General features: G+C 42.1%; 11 protein-coding genes. 1 reads left to right on the top strand and 10 read right to left on the bottom strand.

Annotated features, from left to right (window positions below):
- Positions 1–181: 181 nt before the first annotated feature.
- From HWQ23_RS09090 to scyA, 10 genes are all read right to left on the bottom strand, one after another.
- A complete protein-coding gene (locus tag HWQ23_RS09090; protein ID WP_292826688.1) occupies positions 182–1,390 on the bottom strand; it encodes a 3-dehydroquinate synthase in 1,209 nt (402 codons plus the stop codon).
- Entirely contained in the window at positions 1,384–2,031 is a 648-nt protein-coding gene (locus HWQ23_RS09085; RefSeq protein ID WP_292826685.1) for a DsbA family oxidoreductase, read from the bottom strand. The genes HWQ23_RS09090 and HWQ23_RS09085 overlap by 7 nt, the downstream gene beginning before the upstream one ends.
- A gap of 344 nt (positions 2,032–2,375) precedes the next feature.
- Entirely contained in the window at positions 2,376–3,458 is a 1,083-nt protein-coding gene (gene tyrA / locus HWQ23_RS09080) for a bifunctional chorismate mutase/prephenate dehydrogenase (protein WP_292826682.1), read from the bottom strand.
- An 18-nt stretch (positions 3,459–3,476) separates the two neighbouring features.
- Positions 3,477–4,766 carry a glycosyltransferase family 4 protein gene (locus HWQ23_RS09075; protein ID WP_292826679.1) on the bottom strand — a complete coding sequence of 430 codons (1,290 nt, stop codon included), beginning with the start codon at positions 4,764–4,766 and terminating at the stop codon, positions 3,477–3,479.
- A 209-nt stretch (positions 4,767–4,975) separates the two neighbouring features.
- Positions 4,976–6,172 (bottom strand): scytonemin biosynthesis PEP-CTERM protein ScyF, encoded by a 1,197-nt coding sequence (gene scyF, locus HWQ23_RS09070; RefSeq protein ID WP_292826676.1) that lies wholly within the window; start codon positions 6,170–6,172, stop codon positions 4,976–4,978.
- Positions 6,173–6,343: 171 nt separating this feature from the next.
- On the bottom strand, positions 6,344–7,720 hold the full coding sequence (locus HWQ23_RS09065) for a ScyD/ScyE family protein (RefSeq protein ID WP_292826673.1): 1,377 nt from the start codon (positions 7,718–7,720) through the stop codon (positions 6,344–6,346).
- A 58-nt stretch (positions 7,721–7,778) separates the two neighbouring features.
- Positions 7,779–9,035, bottom strand: coding sequence for a ScyD/ScyE family protein (locus tag HWQ23_RS09060; protein ID WP_292826670.1), 1,257 nt, complete (start codon positions 9,033–9,035; stop codon positions 7,779–7,781).
- Positions 9,036–9,122: 87 nt separating this feature from the next.
- Positions 9,123–10,091: a scytonemin biosynthesis cyclase/decarboxylase ScyC gene (scyC, locus tag HWQ23_RS09055; protein ID WP_292826667.1), complete on the bottom strand. Its 969-nt coding sequence runs from the start codon at positions 10,089–10,091 to the stop codon at positions 9,123–9,125.
- Between the two features lie 25 nt (positions 10,092–10,116).
- Complete coding sequence (gene scyB, locus HWQ23_RS09050) at positions 10,117–11,178, bottom strand: tryptophan dehydrogenase ScyB (protein WP_292826664.1); 1,062 nt, start codon at positions 11,176–11,178, stop codon at positions 10,117–10,119.
- 313 nt (positions 11,179–11,491) lie between these two features.
- The gene (gene scyA, locus HWQ23_RS09045; protein WP_292826661.1) at positions 11,492–13,372 is read right to left on the bottom strand and encodes a scytonemin biosynthesis protein ScyA; all 1,881 of its coding nucleotides are present in this window, start codon (positions 13,370–13,372) and stop codon (positions 11,492–11,494) included.
- A gap of 1,837 nt (positions 13,373–15,209) precedes the next feature.
- Here scyA and HWQ23_RS09040 point away from each other — a divergent pair.
- Complete coding sequence (locus tag HWQ23_RS09040; protein ID WP_292826658.1) at positions 15,210–17,189, top strand: scytonemin biosynthesis sensor histidine kinase; 1,980 nt, start codon at positions 15,210–15,212, stop codon at positions 17,187–17,189.
- The last annotated feature ends 112 nt before the right edge of the window (positions 17,190–17,301 follow it).

Here is a 17,301-nt window from a genome sequence, read left to right as displayed (position 1 = left end):
ATAATACGCTGAACAATTTTTCGATTAGGTGTCAATTTATTCGCTTTTTATACTGCTTTCCTAGTACATTTCCTGATAGCCTATTTAAAAATCTCCGCCTCCCTCAAAAGTAGTAAATTATCTCATAAATTCTCATTAAACCTCAGCGTTCCTCTGCGCTTCCCTCAGCTACCTGGAGCGTTTAAAATTCCACCCTAAATTCCCGCAACAGCGATATTGCTTGCCTATACAAAAACAAATCCACCTGATGAACTTCAATTCCTTTTCCAATGCGTTGTAACAGCATTAGAGTTAATTCTCCACCCAAGTGTTCGCGGAACTCAGTTAAACCTCCGAACAGACAATCAGGATGTTCTAATTGTGATAACTTCTCAGCTAGTTCAGGCACATACAACGTGAAACCCAACGCTGATAAAGTATTTAATATCCGTTGCCATTCTGAATAATCCAGCAGTCCTACTAAATAGGAATAGGTGCTATCCAAAGCGATACCGATCGCAACTGCTTCGCCATGACGCAAGCGATAACCTGTCAAATGCTCCAGTTTATGAGCCGCCCAATGTCCAAAATCCAGGGGACGAGACGAACCCATTTCAAAAGCATCGCCACTGTTGGTAATGTGTTCTAAGTGCAACTGAGCGCAACGATAGATCACTTCTTGCATAGTGTCCATGTCTCGCTGCACAAGGGCTGCGCTGTGGAAATGGATAAAATAAAAAAAGTTAGCATCCTTAATCAGCGCCACTTTGATTGCTTCTGCGATCCCAGAACGCCAATCGCGATCGTCTAAAGTTGTCAAAAAGGCAGAGTCATTTATAACTGCATAAGGTGGCGCAAATGTGCCAAGAAAGTTCTTTTTACCAAAGGCGTTGATGCCGTTTTTTACTCCAACCCCGGAATCATTTTGTGCTAACACAGTCGTCGGAATGCGGATAAGGCGAATTCCTCGGTGAGCAGTTGCAGCAGCATATCCTACCAAATCCAATACCGCCCCACCGCCGATCGCTAATATGTAGGAATGGCGACATAATCCGGCGGCTTCAATCTGTTGCTGGATTTGATCTACTAAAGTGCGATCGTTTTTGGCAGCTTCTCCTCCCGAAATTATCATCGGTTCGGCTGCGATCGCTAGTACTTCTGCATAAAACTTGGTATACGCTACTAATTGCTTAACCAATCCAGGTTGATACTCCAATATTCCTGCGTCTACTACCGCTACTACTTTCTTCGGCTTTGTCTCCCCATCTGCTGCAATCACTTGGGCTAAGGTGGGGTTTTTCAACTCAAATAAATTTTGAGTGAAGTAAACCTCGTAGTTGAAAGTAACCGAAACACGTTGATGAATTGGTTGCAGACTGAATCTGCTTTTTTGCTTAATGTCAATTACCATATTTTTGCTGATATATCTATAAGTGCTGCACGATTCAAAGCTTGAAGGAAGATTTCTACCGAGTAAGAACCATCTATCTTGACATTGTTATTGATCATGAAGAACGGCACGCTGTTGATGCCATTTAACCGAGCGAATGTGGATTCAGCCACAACTGCATCAGCCACAGCACGATCATTTAATAACAGGCGTAATTCCCTAGCATCCATTTGGTATGCTGTACCGATGGCAACAAGAACGTTAATATCTGCGATGTTCAAACCGTCTTCAAAGTAAGCTTTATAAATAGCTTCTACGACATCATTTTTTACCTTTGCGGGTGCAAGTGTAATCAACTCGTGAGAAAGCTTAGTATTGACAGCCAAACCGATTTTGTCAAAATCTAGCTTGACTCCAGCCGCCTCACCTGCGCGTCGCGTACTATCAAACAGATGTTGCAGTTGTTCTCTTTCGATACCTTTTCTTTTTTGCATAAAGCTACGAAATTCGTATCCCTCAGCAGGAATAGTATTATCTAGAAGAAAGGGATGCCAGCGAATATGTACTTCTTGTTCTTGCCATTGTGTCAGTGCATCAAATAGATGCTTTTTCCCAATTCTGCACCAGGGGCATACGGTATCGTGAAAGATGTCTATCAGCATAGTTTTTGTTCTTTAAATGCTAATATTTGTGTGCATCTGTGGCCTAAAATCCAATACAGTTCAGTTAAGCATTTTTTTCCTCTCTCTGTGTTCTCTGCGCCTCTGTGGTTCGTTAAAAAAAAATGACTTTGATAAAGACAGGACTTATACCAATTCTGTATGAAGATGCGCTAAACCATATTTAAGTACAAGAAAGAAAAACGAACCGCGTTCGCGTTAGCGTCTCCCCTTGGGAGAAGGACGCGAAGGACGCGAAGAAAGAAAGAAAGAAAGAAAGAAAGAAGTTAAAAGGGTTTGGCGCAGCTTTACAAAGAAATGGTATAAGTCCTGAAAGACTTTTAACCTTAACTGAACCGTATTGGCTTAAAATCTCGTTGAACCGTTTTAGAAGTTGTGTTTAAAGGCTGTAGAAAAGTGTTGATTTTCTCTTCAAAAAAGCTTTGAGTATTTTCAAATTCTTTAATTAATGCGTCTCTATCTTTCCTCGCCACCAGTTTCGCTAAACGGCTGTAAGTATTAGTTAAAAAGCCAATTGCATCACATCGTTCCTGTGTAGCTAGCATAATATCCACACATAAACGGGGGTCTTGAGAAAACAAACGTTTAACGATGTCAACTTCTTGACGGTAGTTATGAGTTGACATTGTTAAGCTCTGCTCTATGTCAATTCTTGCTTGTGTCAAGAAAACGCCAAGACTAAATCTACAGAAATGCTGTGTTGCTTGAACAACCACCATTATTTTATCATGTTCTTCCGGCGTGCAAACAATTAACTCTCCACCTTTAGTTTTAATAAAGTCTAATAACCATTGAAATGAATCATCGTTCCGACCTGGACACACTACCACTTTTTGTCCTAAAAACGATTTGATATTTGGCCCAAACATTGGGTGTAAGCCCATGACTGGGCCTGAATGGTGTTCGAGCATTGCTTGAGTTGGTTGTGTTTTAATACTCGTGATGTCACACAAAGCTGTATTTGGGGCAAGGTATTTAGCTGCACGCTTGATAACATCAACTGTATATTCAATGGGAACACTTACTAATACTAATTCTGCCTGATTCAACAGTTTATCTGCATACTCCCAATCCTCGTGTTCGAGAACGCTAACATTGTGACCAACTATCGAAAGTTGCTCTTTGAATAATCTTCCCATCCTGCCGCGTCCACCGATGATCGTAATTTGTCGGGGACTGACATGATTGGCTACATATTTAGGAATCATCGCATGACAACTATTCAGCACACCTACCCAAACAGACTCAGGAATACCAGCTTGAGCAAGTAGGGGAGCCACATCAGCCAGTTGTTCATCTAAAGAAGGAGGTTCTGATGCTGCTAATAATGATATGCGATCGCTCAGTAAGGCGATCAAGCTTTGGTCAGTTTTTTTAAGCTGATCTGAATAAGAGGATTTCAAAGGCATTTTTCCTTTCCCCAATTTTCAAATATCAACAAGTGATTCTTTAGAACTCATTTCCGGCAAAATATCCAAAGTTGTTGCTTCTTTGGCAATCACATCAGAAAATAACTCTTCATACCGATCTAGCGCTTGCTCAAAGGAATAGTTTTCTACAGCAAACTTTCTTCCTTCACGCCCTAATTTTGCTGCTAATTCCGGTTGATTATATAAATCCCATACAGCAGCGGCCAAAGCATCTGCTGACTCTGGCTCAACGATAATACCGCCGCCACTTTCTTTGATAGCTTTGGCAGCAGTACCAGCGCCGGGAACTGAACCGACAATTGGGCGACCACTAGCTAACAACAGTGGTATTTTAGAAGGCATATTGAAGGAAATCACATTCCACTTTTGCACAATCAACCCGACATCTGCGGCTGCCAACATTTGCGGTAGTTTTTCTCGCGGTTGCAATGGTAGCAGTAAAACATTATCTGCTCCACAAGCGAGACAATGTTTTTGCAACCTTTCGAGAGCTTGGGATTCACCGGCGACGACAAAGACAATTTCTTTTAGATCGCGCAAGCGAGCTGCTGCTTCGATTACTGTCTCCAAACCTTGCGTCAGGGCAATATTACCTGAATAAAGCACTACAAATTTACCATCGAGTTGATGGGAAGTTCTCCAAGAGTTATTCTCCTTTGGTAAAGGGCGAATAAAATTTAGATTCACCCAATTTGGAATACAGGCAATCTTATTAGCAGGTACACCTTTATTTTTTAAATTATCTACAAAGCCATCCGCAATCACGCTAATGGTATGTGCAGTTCGGTAGGCAAATTTTTCTAAAGCTTCCAGAGTTGAAATCATCAACTTATTTTTAATTAGCCCAACACGCACGGCAGCTTCCGGGAGAATATCTTGCACATTTAGCACTACTGGACAGTTGTATAGCCAAGCTATTAAGGTTGCAGGTAAGCAAACTAGTAACGGCGGCACTGTTAAGAGAATCACATCAGGTCGCTGTCCCTTGAGAGCTTGTGGCAAACTCGTAAAAACAAAGCTCAACTCTAGCAGTAGCCGATCTATAAGGTTAGGTTTAGACTTAATCCGCAGGTAACTACGCTGAATTTTGACACCATTTTTATGTTCAGTAACGTATAACTTACCCCGATAGCGATCGTAAATCTGGCGCTGAGGATAGTTAGGCATACCTGTGATTACCCGCACTTGATGCCCTCGCTTCACCAGCCCTTCTGCTAGTTCAGTCATCAAAGGTGCAATACCAATTGGTTCTGGATGATAGTTGTATGAATAAATCAGAATTTGCATGAACTCTTAATGTCCTAAAAGCACCTTGATAATGTTGGCTTTGTTGTGTTATCCAGTTTTTATCTCCCTTGTTCCGGATTTAATAACCTGAAATTTTCGTAGGGTGTGTTTCCGCCGAGAGTACGGCACCGAAATTATTGAGATGGTGTGTTATGCTCTTGGCTAATGCACCCTACGAAACTTTCTAATTACGAATTACGAATTACGAATTAGTAATTATTTTGCAGTTCCTTCTCTAAACTCAAGACTGACTTTTGTTGCCCACGTTTCCGCAATATGACGGTAGCAGCCCCAAATCCAAGCAATGCTAAACCCAATGTTGAACTCGGTTCTGGCACTTGCTTTCTACCCTCTACGTTTAACACTTGGACGCGACCTTGGAAGAAATCGCCCACATACAGCTTGTCATCTTTGAGGGTTGTGCCACCCGTCCAGTTAAATTTGCCTGGTGTGAGGTCGAGGGGATTGCCAAAGGGACCGTCAGTTAATCCTGGAGGCGGGACTGGCTTGCCTGATGCATCTAGGGCTGGTTGACCGTAGGAAGTCAAGAATTTACCGTTTTTATCAAATACCTGAACGCGGCTGTTGATAGAATCAGCTACATAAACATTCTCTTGGTCGTCCACTTCGATGCCAATTGGCTGAAGAAGCTGTCCAGGTCCGCTACCTGCTGAACCAAATGTGTACAGAGGTTTACCATTTGGATCGAGTACTTGAACGCGGTTGTTATACTGGTCAGCTACAAAGATATTTCCACTAACTGGGGAAATTCTTGTACCGGCTACACCTTGGAATTCTCCAAGTGCAGTGCCATTGGTGCCACCAATGACACCAATTTGCTTTCCGTCAGGTGTGAATTTAAGGATTCTTTCGCCGTTAAAATCACCTGCGTAAACGTTGCCAGCTTTGTCAAATGTCACACCAGATGGTCCAAAGAAAAACCTACCTGGTATGAGACCGGTAAATTCTCCATTTGCAAAGGATCTAATAAATTTACCCTGAGGATCGAATTGATTGATCCGGTTGTTATAAACATCACCTGCATACAAATCCCCTGTTACGGGATTAAAGTCTACAGTTGTTGGCTCGTCAAACTGTCCGGGTCCTTTGCCGCCGGAGCCAATTGCTCCAATATACTGACCGCTTGGACTAAATTTTTCAATTTTGTTACCGAGGTTGTAGTTAGGAGTACCATCCGGGTTAACACCGCGTCCGTTAGATATGAGGGTATTCCCTTGGCTATCTACCGTTATGCCTTGGGGAACAAAAAGCTGCCCAGGTCCGAAGCCAGCTTCGCCAATACTTCTGTCGTAAGTTAATGTTACAGCCTTGGCTTGGGCTGCTGCTGCCAACACCATGAATCCAGTACCGAGAATACCGATTGACAAATTTTTGACTAATCCCATGAGTTTGAAGTCCTAGTTGTATGAGGTATACTCTTTCCTAGACTAATTTTGTTCCCCGTCCCAGTTCGGGAACCCTAAAATTCGGGCTACTGCCTCTTGTTTGAAATGCAACTTTCTGTGTGAGGCAGCAGCCTATTCTGTAAGCTTTACCTGACACGAGGTAAAGAGGAATTAGACAGTCTCTGCATTGACTAGTAACTCTTCATCCGACTTTTCGGGACGTTTGCGCTTGGCGAAAGCAGCAGTCGCGCCTACACCAGCAAGTGCTAATAAGCCCACTACTGAACCAGGTTCGGGGACTTTTTCGGCAACGATACCATCCACCCGAACAACCTCCCCTCGTCCTTTGCCGACACCCTGATTGGTAATATAAATCTTGCCATCAGGGCCAATAGTAATTCCATCAGCCGAATCTAGCCCTTGACCGGCTGCAACGAGTGTTGTGCGAGTGCCATCAGGAGCAACTTCGATCAGAGAACCAGGTAGATCTGTGATGTCACCCCCTAACTGGGACTTGTCGCTGAACTGTAAAACCAGCAAATTGCCTTTCTTATCAAAGGTTAGGTCTGTGATGTGCGTAAACCCATCTAGAAAAACTTCTGGTTTGAGATCATCGCCAATGCGGAAAATCCGTGATTTACCTGCTGGATAAGGAAAACCCGTATATTCACCAACGTATAAAGCTCCATCGGGACCAATTGTGCCACCTGTGGGTACTGCTTGAATTGCTGTTTTTCCTCCTGGAAGCTGCTCTAATAGCCCAGGAGGTAATTGTAATCCTGGTGGCAAGTCGGAGTCACTAATGACGTTTTTAGGAATTGCGATCGCCTCGGACTTACTTCCGTCAAGTTTAATTTTGTAAGCAGCGTTCCCGCCCCCGTCAACCACATAAGCACTATCGCCATTAATAGTCAGGTCATAGGGATTGGTAACCACATCCCCTTTGTCTGGATTTTTGGTGATTTCATACTTGGCAAAGTCAAAAATACTGTTGAGAGCTCCCGTCTTCAAGTCAACTTTGTACAGTTGTGCTAAAAGCGGGCTATTCAGTACTTTATCGGCTGTTGATGGCGGGAAACTACCAAGTTGATTTTGTGGGATAGGGGATTGAGTACCTAGTTTAAATGTTTCTAGATCACGGTTTCCTGGATAACCAGCATACCCAGTTAGAAGATAAGCATTCCCTTTAGAGTCAAATTGCACGTCTTCAATACCGGCCCCTTGATTGCCTGTAGGTTGTTCTGCTAGAGACTCAAAGTTATTAAGTAGACGCTGTTTGGTGCCGTCTGCTGAAACTTTGACGAGTGAACTAGTGTTACCAGCACAGATAGGCTGAAACAGCGTACTCGGAGATGGTTGGCAATTTCCGTTTCCGCCGATACCTGGCTCTGCTACGTAGAGACTGCCGTCAGGGCCAAAGCTAACACCCCGTGCATTACTGACTCCATCGACAATTGTCGTTAGCGTTGCAGCTTGTACAGATGGTGTTCCACAAATAGCAGCAAAACAAAATGTTACAGATGTAAGAGCAAATGATTTGAGTTTCATACCTTTGGAGATTGAGAATTAAATAATTTGTTTGTGGAAACTTTTATCAAGTCAGAATTCAGGAGTCAGAAGGGCTTCTCTTCTTGTGCAACCAACCAACGCCCAAAGCACCGATCGCTAATATGCCTAAAGCAGAATCAGGTTCAGGAACAGACTTGATATTTTCAATTCTGAGAACTTGTCCTTTTCCAGGGCGATCGCCTTGGTTTGTCACGTATACTGCACCATCAGAACCAATAGTCAGAGCGCTAGGCGACTCTAATCCATTGCCACTCAGAAGAGTTGTGCGTGTGCCATCGGTAGCTATTTTGATTACAGAACCATCAAAATTACCCTTCCAGGCTGACTGATTGGCGTACTGCAAAGCATATAAATTGCCCGCAGTATCAAATTGCAAGTCTGTGAGTTGGGTAAAACCATCTGCATATACTGATGGTTTGCCATCAGCACCAACTCGATAGATTTTTGCGCCACCTTCTGAGAAGGGAAAACCAGTAAATTGGCTGACATAATAAGCACCATCAGGGCCTTTTGCCACACTTGAGGGTACTGGTTGACTTGCAAACTGCGCTCGCACTACTTCACCTTGAGATGGCACCTGTGCAGGTTCATTGGATGGTGTATCAGAAGGTGGAAAGACGGGATTAGTTAATATGTCTTGCGGAAAGGTAGTAATAGCTTGCAAGTTACTACCATCAGTATTAACACTGAGTAAATCGTTTGCACCTGCATCAGATACAACGAAATTCTTGCCATCTATTACAAAACCCAAGGGATTGCTATCGACATCACCACCATCGGGATTGTTGGTGAGTTCATAGTTAGCTAAATCAGCAACACTCGTCCAAGAATTGGTCTTAAAATCGGCAGCGATGATTTTACCGAGATCAGTATTACCTAAATTGCGATCGCGAAAGGCAGGATTAGCCCCATACCCAATCAGAACATAAGGTTTACCTTTAGAATCAAATTGGATATCACGCGGCCCAGCGCCTCCACTACCATCTGGTAATGCTAAAGAAGGAAGTCCTGTAAGTATCCGCTCGCTCTTACCATTCTCAATTTTGGTAACTGCGCCACTTGTGCCGTAACACAAAGAATCGCCTTGACCACTTGGTGGTGGAACACAAGCTCCACTTCCCCCGATTCCCGCCTCTGTGACATAGAGATTACCATCAGGGCCAAAGCTCAGACCTCCAGCATTATATAGACCGTCGGCAATTACCGAAAATGATCCAGCTGAGGCAGCTTTCATTCCAGAAAAAGCGGCAACACAAAAAGTGAGGAAGGTAATAGTAAGTTGTTTCAGTTTCATGTGTTGCAATACAGCTTTAGGTAAAATCGTGGGGAACTGAGGGGTGAGTTTTAAACGCTTTAGGTAGCTGAGGAAAGCGCAGAGGTTTTAATTAGTAACTAGCGATTCTTGAGTTTTTGGTAGATAGCTCATTCCCCGGTCAAATGATTTGAGGTTGCCGGCTTTGGCTTCGAGTAAACGTTTGATGTTCATGCTCTCAGCGCCAAAGTCTTCAATCTGAAGTTTGCCGTGGCTTACAGAACCATCTGTTTTCCAGAATGTGATTCTATGCAGGATAAAACCAGAAGCTTCGGGATCAGCGAAAGCATAAGCAGTTGGAATAAGTAGCGCTACAGAACGCTGATAATATTCGTAGTCTGGATAAAAGTGTTCCTGTTCAAGCAAATAGTATTTACTCAGACTATGCAGACGCACAGAAACTTTTACCTTCTGGTCATATTCATCTTTAAATTCACCTGATTCAACTCCAATCTCACCATTTGGTCGCAGTAAATGCGCCCACTCATCTATGTTTTGTAAATCTTTTAAGTATTCAATGCCAATTTCAATTGGGGCATCAACATAAATGGTGTCCGTATCGATAAAGTGGCTTCCTTTGGCTGCTGCGGTCAGACCAGCCTTGCGTTCCAAATTACCTTTGAGAGAACGACATTCGGAAGTGTGTACTGTATGAATTCCCTGCATAATCATCTGAGTCTGCCGTTTTGGATCAACAAAGCTCAACCAGTGAAAGTACACACCTTTTTCATCTGTCCCCGGCTCGATGTAGTCTGTAGGAAACAGCAAAACAGGGTAAACCTGAAAATATTTCTGATACTCTAATCCGCAGTGCCACTCAATGCCGTAGAAAAGCGGGTTTTCTAGCTTTTTAACGTGATAATAAAGATTTTTGTGATAACCAGATGCAGTTCCGAGCCAGGTATCTTCGTCAATTTGCTCTTTCATCCGGCTATAAAGCGTCCATTCATCTAAGTTTTTTAAACTACAAAGGTAGTCAAAGGCGCTCTCTGGTGATGTAGCAATGTAAGCTGATGTTGCAAAGGTATTTTTTTCCACTTTTCACTCCTAAAGGTAATAAGAATTAAGCTGCGATCGCCTTAGTTTGCTTTCGCTTAACGCCCTGAATGCGGTCTTCTGCTAATCGTTTAGCAGCATCGTTGGTAGTAATTCCCTGTTGTTTAGCAATGTCAAAAATTGCTAATAGCGTGTCATAAATGTTATGCACTTGCTTGAAAGCTTTTTCTTCGTCATAACCAATCATTTCGTTATAAACATTGATTAGCCCTCCGGCATTAATTACATAATCAGGGCTGTAAAGAATCCCTTTTTTGGCAAGCATTTGACTATGTAGTTGCTCATTTTCCAATTGATTATTAGCTGCACCAGCAATAATAGAAGCTCGGAGGAAAGGAATTGTATGACTATTAAGAATTCCTCCTAAAGCACAAGGAGCAAAGATATCTACATCAAGTGAGTAAATTTCGTTTGGTTCTACAATAGTTGCGCCAAAAAGCCGTTTTACCTCTTCCGCTTTTGCTGGATCTACATCGCTAACAAAAAGCTTGACATCATGCTCATGTAAGTGCCGACAGAGATTTTTACCTACATTTCCTAAGCCTTGAACTGCAACTTTCATCCCATCAAGTCTTTTGCTCTGCCAACGAGACTCTACAGCAGCTTTAATTCCGAGAAAAACTCCTAAAGATGTTATGGGAGCAGGCCCACCAGACTTTTCTGATACCCCAACAACATGTTTCGTTTCTTGACTGATTGTGCGTACATCGTCAGGGGTAATATTGACATCTTGCCCGGTAATAAAACGTCCATTCAGGCTATCAACAAAACGTCCATAAGCTCTCAACAGATCATCTGTTTTATTTTCAGGATTAGCGATAATCACTGCTTTGCCGCCGCCAGCCGGAATGTTGGCGCAAGCAGCTTTATATGTCATACCACGACTCAGACGAAGCGCATCTTTTAAAGCAGCTTCTTCGTTGACATAAGGAAACAGTCTTGTAGCTCCCATCGCTGGGCCTAAGCTCGTGTCATGGATAGCAATAATTGCCTTAATTTCGGGATTTTTACCATGACAAAAGAGAACTTGTTCGTGACCCATTTCTCTAACAGTTTCAAATAGCAGCATTTTCACCTCTCGATATTGTTTGGGATTGGTTAGAGAAAGTAATGACCATTACAAAATGTAAAAATATAGACACAAAAACACTCTCGAAGATTATTATTGGATAGAGTTAATAAAAGACTTAGGTATCAAAAATCAAAAATTTGAAATTCCAGTTGATTGGGTGTAGTTTTTTGGCTGGAATAAAGTTTTTGCTGCTTCCAAATTCATCCTTTGTCTTTTGGTGAATGGACAAATCCAAACTCCGTTGTAAATTCCGCTTTCTTGGAGTGTTTTAGTGTCTATAACAATTGGATAAGATTGCCAGCTTTTAAAATCAAACCATTGGAAATGAAACCTGCTTGGCTGCACTTTTCGCCGGACTTGATTTAACTCCTTGTGCAGCTAAACTCTTATTACGTCCACCAGAGGGTGCTGGGCGATCAGCGTCAATCACTACATCAATCAGAAAGGGAACAGTTGAAGCGATCGCTTGTTCTAATGCGGCTTCAATATCCGACTCTCTGACGACGACGATCGCTTCTGCTCCCATACCACGAGCAATCATCGCAAAGTTTGTTGGTGGAAGTGTTGCGTCTGCACCCTTTAATCCCAAGATTTTCATCCCTTGATGGCACATGTTGTAACGCGCGTCGTTGAGTACAATCCAAATCGCCGGAATTTTGTATTTCACAGCTGTGCTGATTTCGTTATTCATCAGCATTGCTCCATCGCCAACAATACCTACAGCCTTGCTATTGTTCGCCAGTGCTGCACCCAACACTCCAGTGACAGCGTGACCCATTGCTCCAACTCCGGTGCTGACTCGGTAACGATTGGCTTGGGCAAATTGCAGTAGATGAGTTGACCAAGTAAAGGAGTTACCGCACTCTGCCATTACTACCGCATCGCTACCCTCAACAATGATCTTTTGAATTGCTGCCATCAATACTTCTGGTCGCACTGGATAGTCTACATCTGGTGCGGGTTCGATTGCTTTGTGTTCTGGACGAGGTAACGACATTGTGGAACGAGGAGCATCTGGTAATTGCTGCAACAACTCTTGCACAAAGGCTTTGATTTCAGACCGAACCCCAAAAGTTTCAACGTGTGGATACGCTACCCCTGGCACTTCTTGGTCAATATCTACATGTACAAAACCTCTTTTTGGAACTAGCGCCGAATTCCAGAAGGAAGTCGGTTCACCAAGGCGGGTTCCTAATACGAGTGTGCGTAGTGGAGGTTGCTGTTCCATATAAGTGAAGACGGAAGCATGACCGCCTAAACCTGTGACACCCACAAACTGGGGATGATCTTCCGGGAAGATACCCTTACCACGGGGTGAACACATCACCGCAGCTCCGGTTTTTTCTGCGAGTTGGAGGATTTCGTCTGCTGCGTCACGCGCACCGAAACCAACCCAGATAGCAAAGGGGCCAGATGATAATAACTCTACAGATTTAGCGATCGCTTCTTTTGAAGCAGTCATCGCAAACTGAGAAACATCTAGTTGGGGTAAAGCTATATTCTCAACTAAACTTGTTTGCACAGCAGTGGGAATGCTCAAATGGGCAACAAATCCGCCTGGTTGTGCCATAGCTAAAGCAAGTTTGCGGAAAATTTGCGGGAGTTGAGCCGCAGATTCAATAGTGATTGCATAGTTGAATAGCGCTCCTGAGGTAAACATTCCTCCACTGGGCAATGTGTAAGTGCTGGTTTCTTGAATTGCCCAGCGTCCACGCTGCGGTGCTGAGGTGCAAGCCGACAGCAAAATCACCTTTGCACCTTCACCACGAGCCGCAAATAATCCAGTCAGAGCGTTTGTGATCCCTGGCCCGGCTGTGGTAAAAACTACAGCCGGGCGACTATTGGCAAAGTATGCCTCAGTCGCTGCAAATGCGGCTCCTGCTTCATGGCGGAAGTTTAATACCTCTATACTGCTATTTGATAGGGCACCCCAAATGCTTGCCATCGCACCACCTGCGACACCAAAGGCGTAGCTTACTCCCAAATTTTCCAACATTTGAGCGATCGCATCGGCAACTGAGAGCGTTGGGGCGATCTCGTCGTTTAAAAAAGGCTGAATTCCCTCGTTATTCTCCGATTCATCAAGCTTACGGGAGTCAGAGGTAGATTCTACATAGCTGTGTGCTGGAAATTCCTTATATGGCTCAGTGGTGATTAGAGGAGAGTTTGAACCAGTATAGTTTTGACTCATTGGTTTCACGTAATTACATAAAGTTACACAAAAGAAAGGCTTTTTAGTTTACAATCACAGCGCTAGACATATTTAATACAAACGACTCTGTAGTTTCTTACAGCTATGACCTAGCTTGGTCGATAGTAGAAATGGTTGATCGCTGCTGATTAATGCTTATGAGCGCAGTACCAAAAAATTTTTACCAAAAGCATACAACAGTTGAGGCTGTGCTTCTTGTCACCAGAATAAAGGAGACGAAGACCGTTGTGCAATCAAAAATCTTTTGATAAGCATGTCAAATTTTTCGCTTCTATGGTGATGCCTACAGTACTTAAGTAGATTGACGGGGAAAAAGCTAAATCATCCAGAGCGATATAAACTAGCAACTAGCCTGAACTCAAACACATCTCAGAATCTTTACAAAGCTTAATACAGCTAGCTTTAATAGCACCGATGCCTGCGGCGGGCTACGCCTACTTACTACTAAACCGCCTGGGAAGGTTCTTAACTATTATGATGAAAACCTAATTTGCAATGAAAAATCGTTTGATCTGGGTGTCAATTCTTTCGCTTTTATCCTGAATGCGACATTTCCAACTTAGTCATTCTGAAAGATTGAAATTCTGCGTAGGCGTAGCCCGCCTTCGGCATCGCTGCTACGACATATCCCAAATTTACAATAGAAAATCTTTTGATGTGGTTGTCAATTCTTTTGCTTTAGGACTTACACAACTGTTATATTTTTTCTTAAAAGTTGTTTAGGGAAGCCAGCGCCTTAATCAGACAGTCCGATCTTCTCCAAAGTGGCTCCCCATGAGCGACTGGCTGTCTTCTGTTCTCTACTGGGGTTTGCGGTAGCTTGCTTGTATTGTAGAGAGGAACGAGCGTCTTGATTCTGATTCCTGAATTCTGACGAATGTATTCTTCTTCAATTATTGACTCTTGAACTCGCCGTCATCAATTATCCCAGTTAAAGCATGAGCCGAACTACAACAGTTTGGCGGTCTATATACTGCCACCAAAAACTCTTTGAGTCAATTATTTGTAACGATAAATACATCTTATTTTAAATTTTTATATTTACTTTGAGAGATGACTAAAATACTAAGTACGTAATTTCTCGATAAAATTTATTAGTTATTAGGCATGGTTTCGGAGAAGCTAAGTAGGTTTTCAATTCAAGGGTTTTTTATATGACATGTATTATAGTATCATACGTAAAATAAAACTTATCTCTATAATACAAATGTATTCCCGACGACGGATGACTAAGCATATTCATCTATAGTTAAATCCCTGAGAGAGTAAGTTAAGATAAATTAAGAAAATGAAGTGATCAGTAAAATTTGTTCATTTAAGGCAAGCCCAGGACTGCAAATTCATTTATGTTGACAATCAAACGACTCTACAAAACTAGTTCGCCAAAGTGTTTGGTGAGGAAAGGTTAAAGGATAAAAATTTTTATCCTTTAACCTTTCCCCAGTCGAAACCCAGCTATTTTAGGTTGGTGAACCATTAGTTAGCTCTGGTGTCAGGGCTAGTTAAAATTTAAAATGTATTTTCTATTTATTGATTAATCAGGATTTGATTTGTCTCAATTTTGGGCTGTCATAAAAAGCTGTTTAAGCCAATAATAAATTTTAAATTAAATATTTAGTTTTTTTAGGAAAATTTGGTTTAATAATTCACTGTTTATTGGTATGATAAGTTTTGTTAAGAATGTTATGTTAGTTTTAATTTACTAACTAGTTTTATTTTTTAACAGCGTGACAGCGCTTGAAATATTTTAGTAAGTCATGACTATTAACTCATTAATAGCTATGGTGATCATTGATTACCAGAAGGGAGTAAGAGTATGAATTCTGGCGATTATATATTAGCTAAATCAAACAATCAATCGACGGCACAACCAGAAGTAGAAATGAAGTTTGCTCACTTCCTAATAAATCACGCTGTAGATGCTGCCTTCTGTTTAGGAGCAAACGCGCAGTTTCTTTACGTCAACGATGCCACTTGCCTAATGACTGAGTATTCCCGTGAGGAATTACTTTCCATGAGGCTGCATGATATAGACGTAGACTTTTCTCTACACAATTGGTTAGATATTAGCTCACAGGGTTCCCTTACCTTTAAATCTCGCTACCGGACAAAAGCAGGTCGGATCTTTCTGGTAGAAATATCGATGAGCTATGTAAAACAGCAAGATATGGAATTTGGCTGTGCCTTTGTTCGTGAGAAAAGTGATGAGATAGTAGAACTGAGCGTGCAAAAGTGGACTGATGAATTAAGGGATGCTAAAGACCATTTGCAACAGGAATTTTCTCAACTCAAGGCAAAAGAAGTAGAATTAGAAACATCTCTTTCTTTGCTTCGTTCTACTCTCGAATCTACTGCCATTGGTATTGTTGCAGTTAACTTCGAGGGAGATATTCTGAGTTTGAATCAGAAATTTATCGATATGTGGCAGATCCCGGAGTCCTTGATACTATCTAAGAAATGTCCTCGATGCAAAGACTTTTTTGAGAGCCAACTTAAAGATCCCCAAGCCTTTAGTCGCCTGATTTGGGAAGTGTCTAGCCAATCTGATTTCGAGAGTTACGACATTCTGGAGTTGAAAGATGGGAGAGTTTTTACACACTACTCGAAACCTCAGTGGCTTGAGGGCAAAATTATTGGTAGAGTGTGGAGTATTTGGGACATTACTGAATCGAAACAGACTGAAGAAGCATTGCGGCTGAACGCATCTAGATTTCGGACTTTAGCAGAAACGACAGATGCCAGCACTTTTCTGATTCAAGGCACGCGGCTTTGCTACATAAATCCAGCAGTAGAGAAACTCACTGGCTATACAAAAGAGGAACTGCTAACAAGCTTTGGACTGCACCGACTGATTAAAAGCAAAAAACGTCGGCAGGTACGCAACCAAGGTGAAGCAAGTAACTTTGAATATCAGGAGATAAATCTTTTGACAAAAAACGGCACAGAGCGCTGGCTAGCCTGTGCGGTTGCCATGCTAGATGGAGTGCTGGATTTTGGAGGAAACCCAGTCGAACTGATTGCAGGCATCGATATTACCGATTACAAATATGCAGAATTAGGTCTTAACCAAGCTTTAGAACAAGCAAAACAACTTAGCGAACTTAGAGCGCGTTTTCTTTCTATGGTTTGCCATCAATTCCGAACTCCCCTAAATATTGTTTCATTTTCTAATAGCTTACTAAAGGAAGAAGTAGACAAACGTACACAGAAAAAAATACAACCATTACTCGATCACATTGAAAAAGCTACCGAACAACTCAGCCAGATGTTGGATGATATTTTGTTCTTCTCTAAGGCAGAATCAGCAAAAATTAACTGTGAGCCAAAACCGCTTGATTTAGTTCAGTTCTGTAATGATTTAGTTGCACAAATGCAGATGAGTATTAGCCAAATCCCGATTAATTTTGTAAGTCAAGATAAGTCCCTAACAGCCTGCATAGATAAAAAACTCTTAGAGCCTATTTTGAGGAATTTGCTCGATAATGCAATCAAGTATTCTTCCTCAAAAATTGCAATTGAGTTGAAATTATATTGCCAAAATGAGCAAGTAATTTTTCAGGTAAAAGATCAGGGAATCGGTATTTCAGTAGTAGATCAACAACGAATATTTGAGCCATTTTACCGTGGTAGTAATATTGATAGTATACCTGGTACTGGACTAGGACTATCGATTCTTAAAACCCTTGTAGATTTACATCACGGTCAAGTCTCTGTAGAAAGTCAACTTGATGTAGGCACGACGTTTACCGTGATGTTGCCATTAATCAAATCAGAGTTTCCCCGCTCCGAGTTATGAGTGTTGAAATGAAGATAGTTGTTAATTAACAACTTAACAATCATAACTCTGGGAACGAACTAATTAATCTCATGGCTATTTACATACTCACCAAAGAGTCTAGTAAGCAGCT

Source organism: Nostoc sp. JL33 (assembly GCF_017114985.1).
Taxonomy (GTDB): Bacteria; Cyanobacteriota; Cyanobacteriia; order Cyanobacteriales; family Nostocaceae; genus Nostoc.
This window is presented reverse-complemented; position numbering and strand designations above follow the sequence as displayed.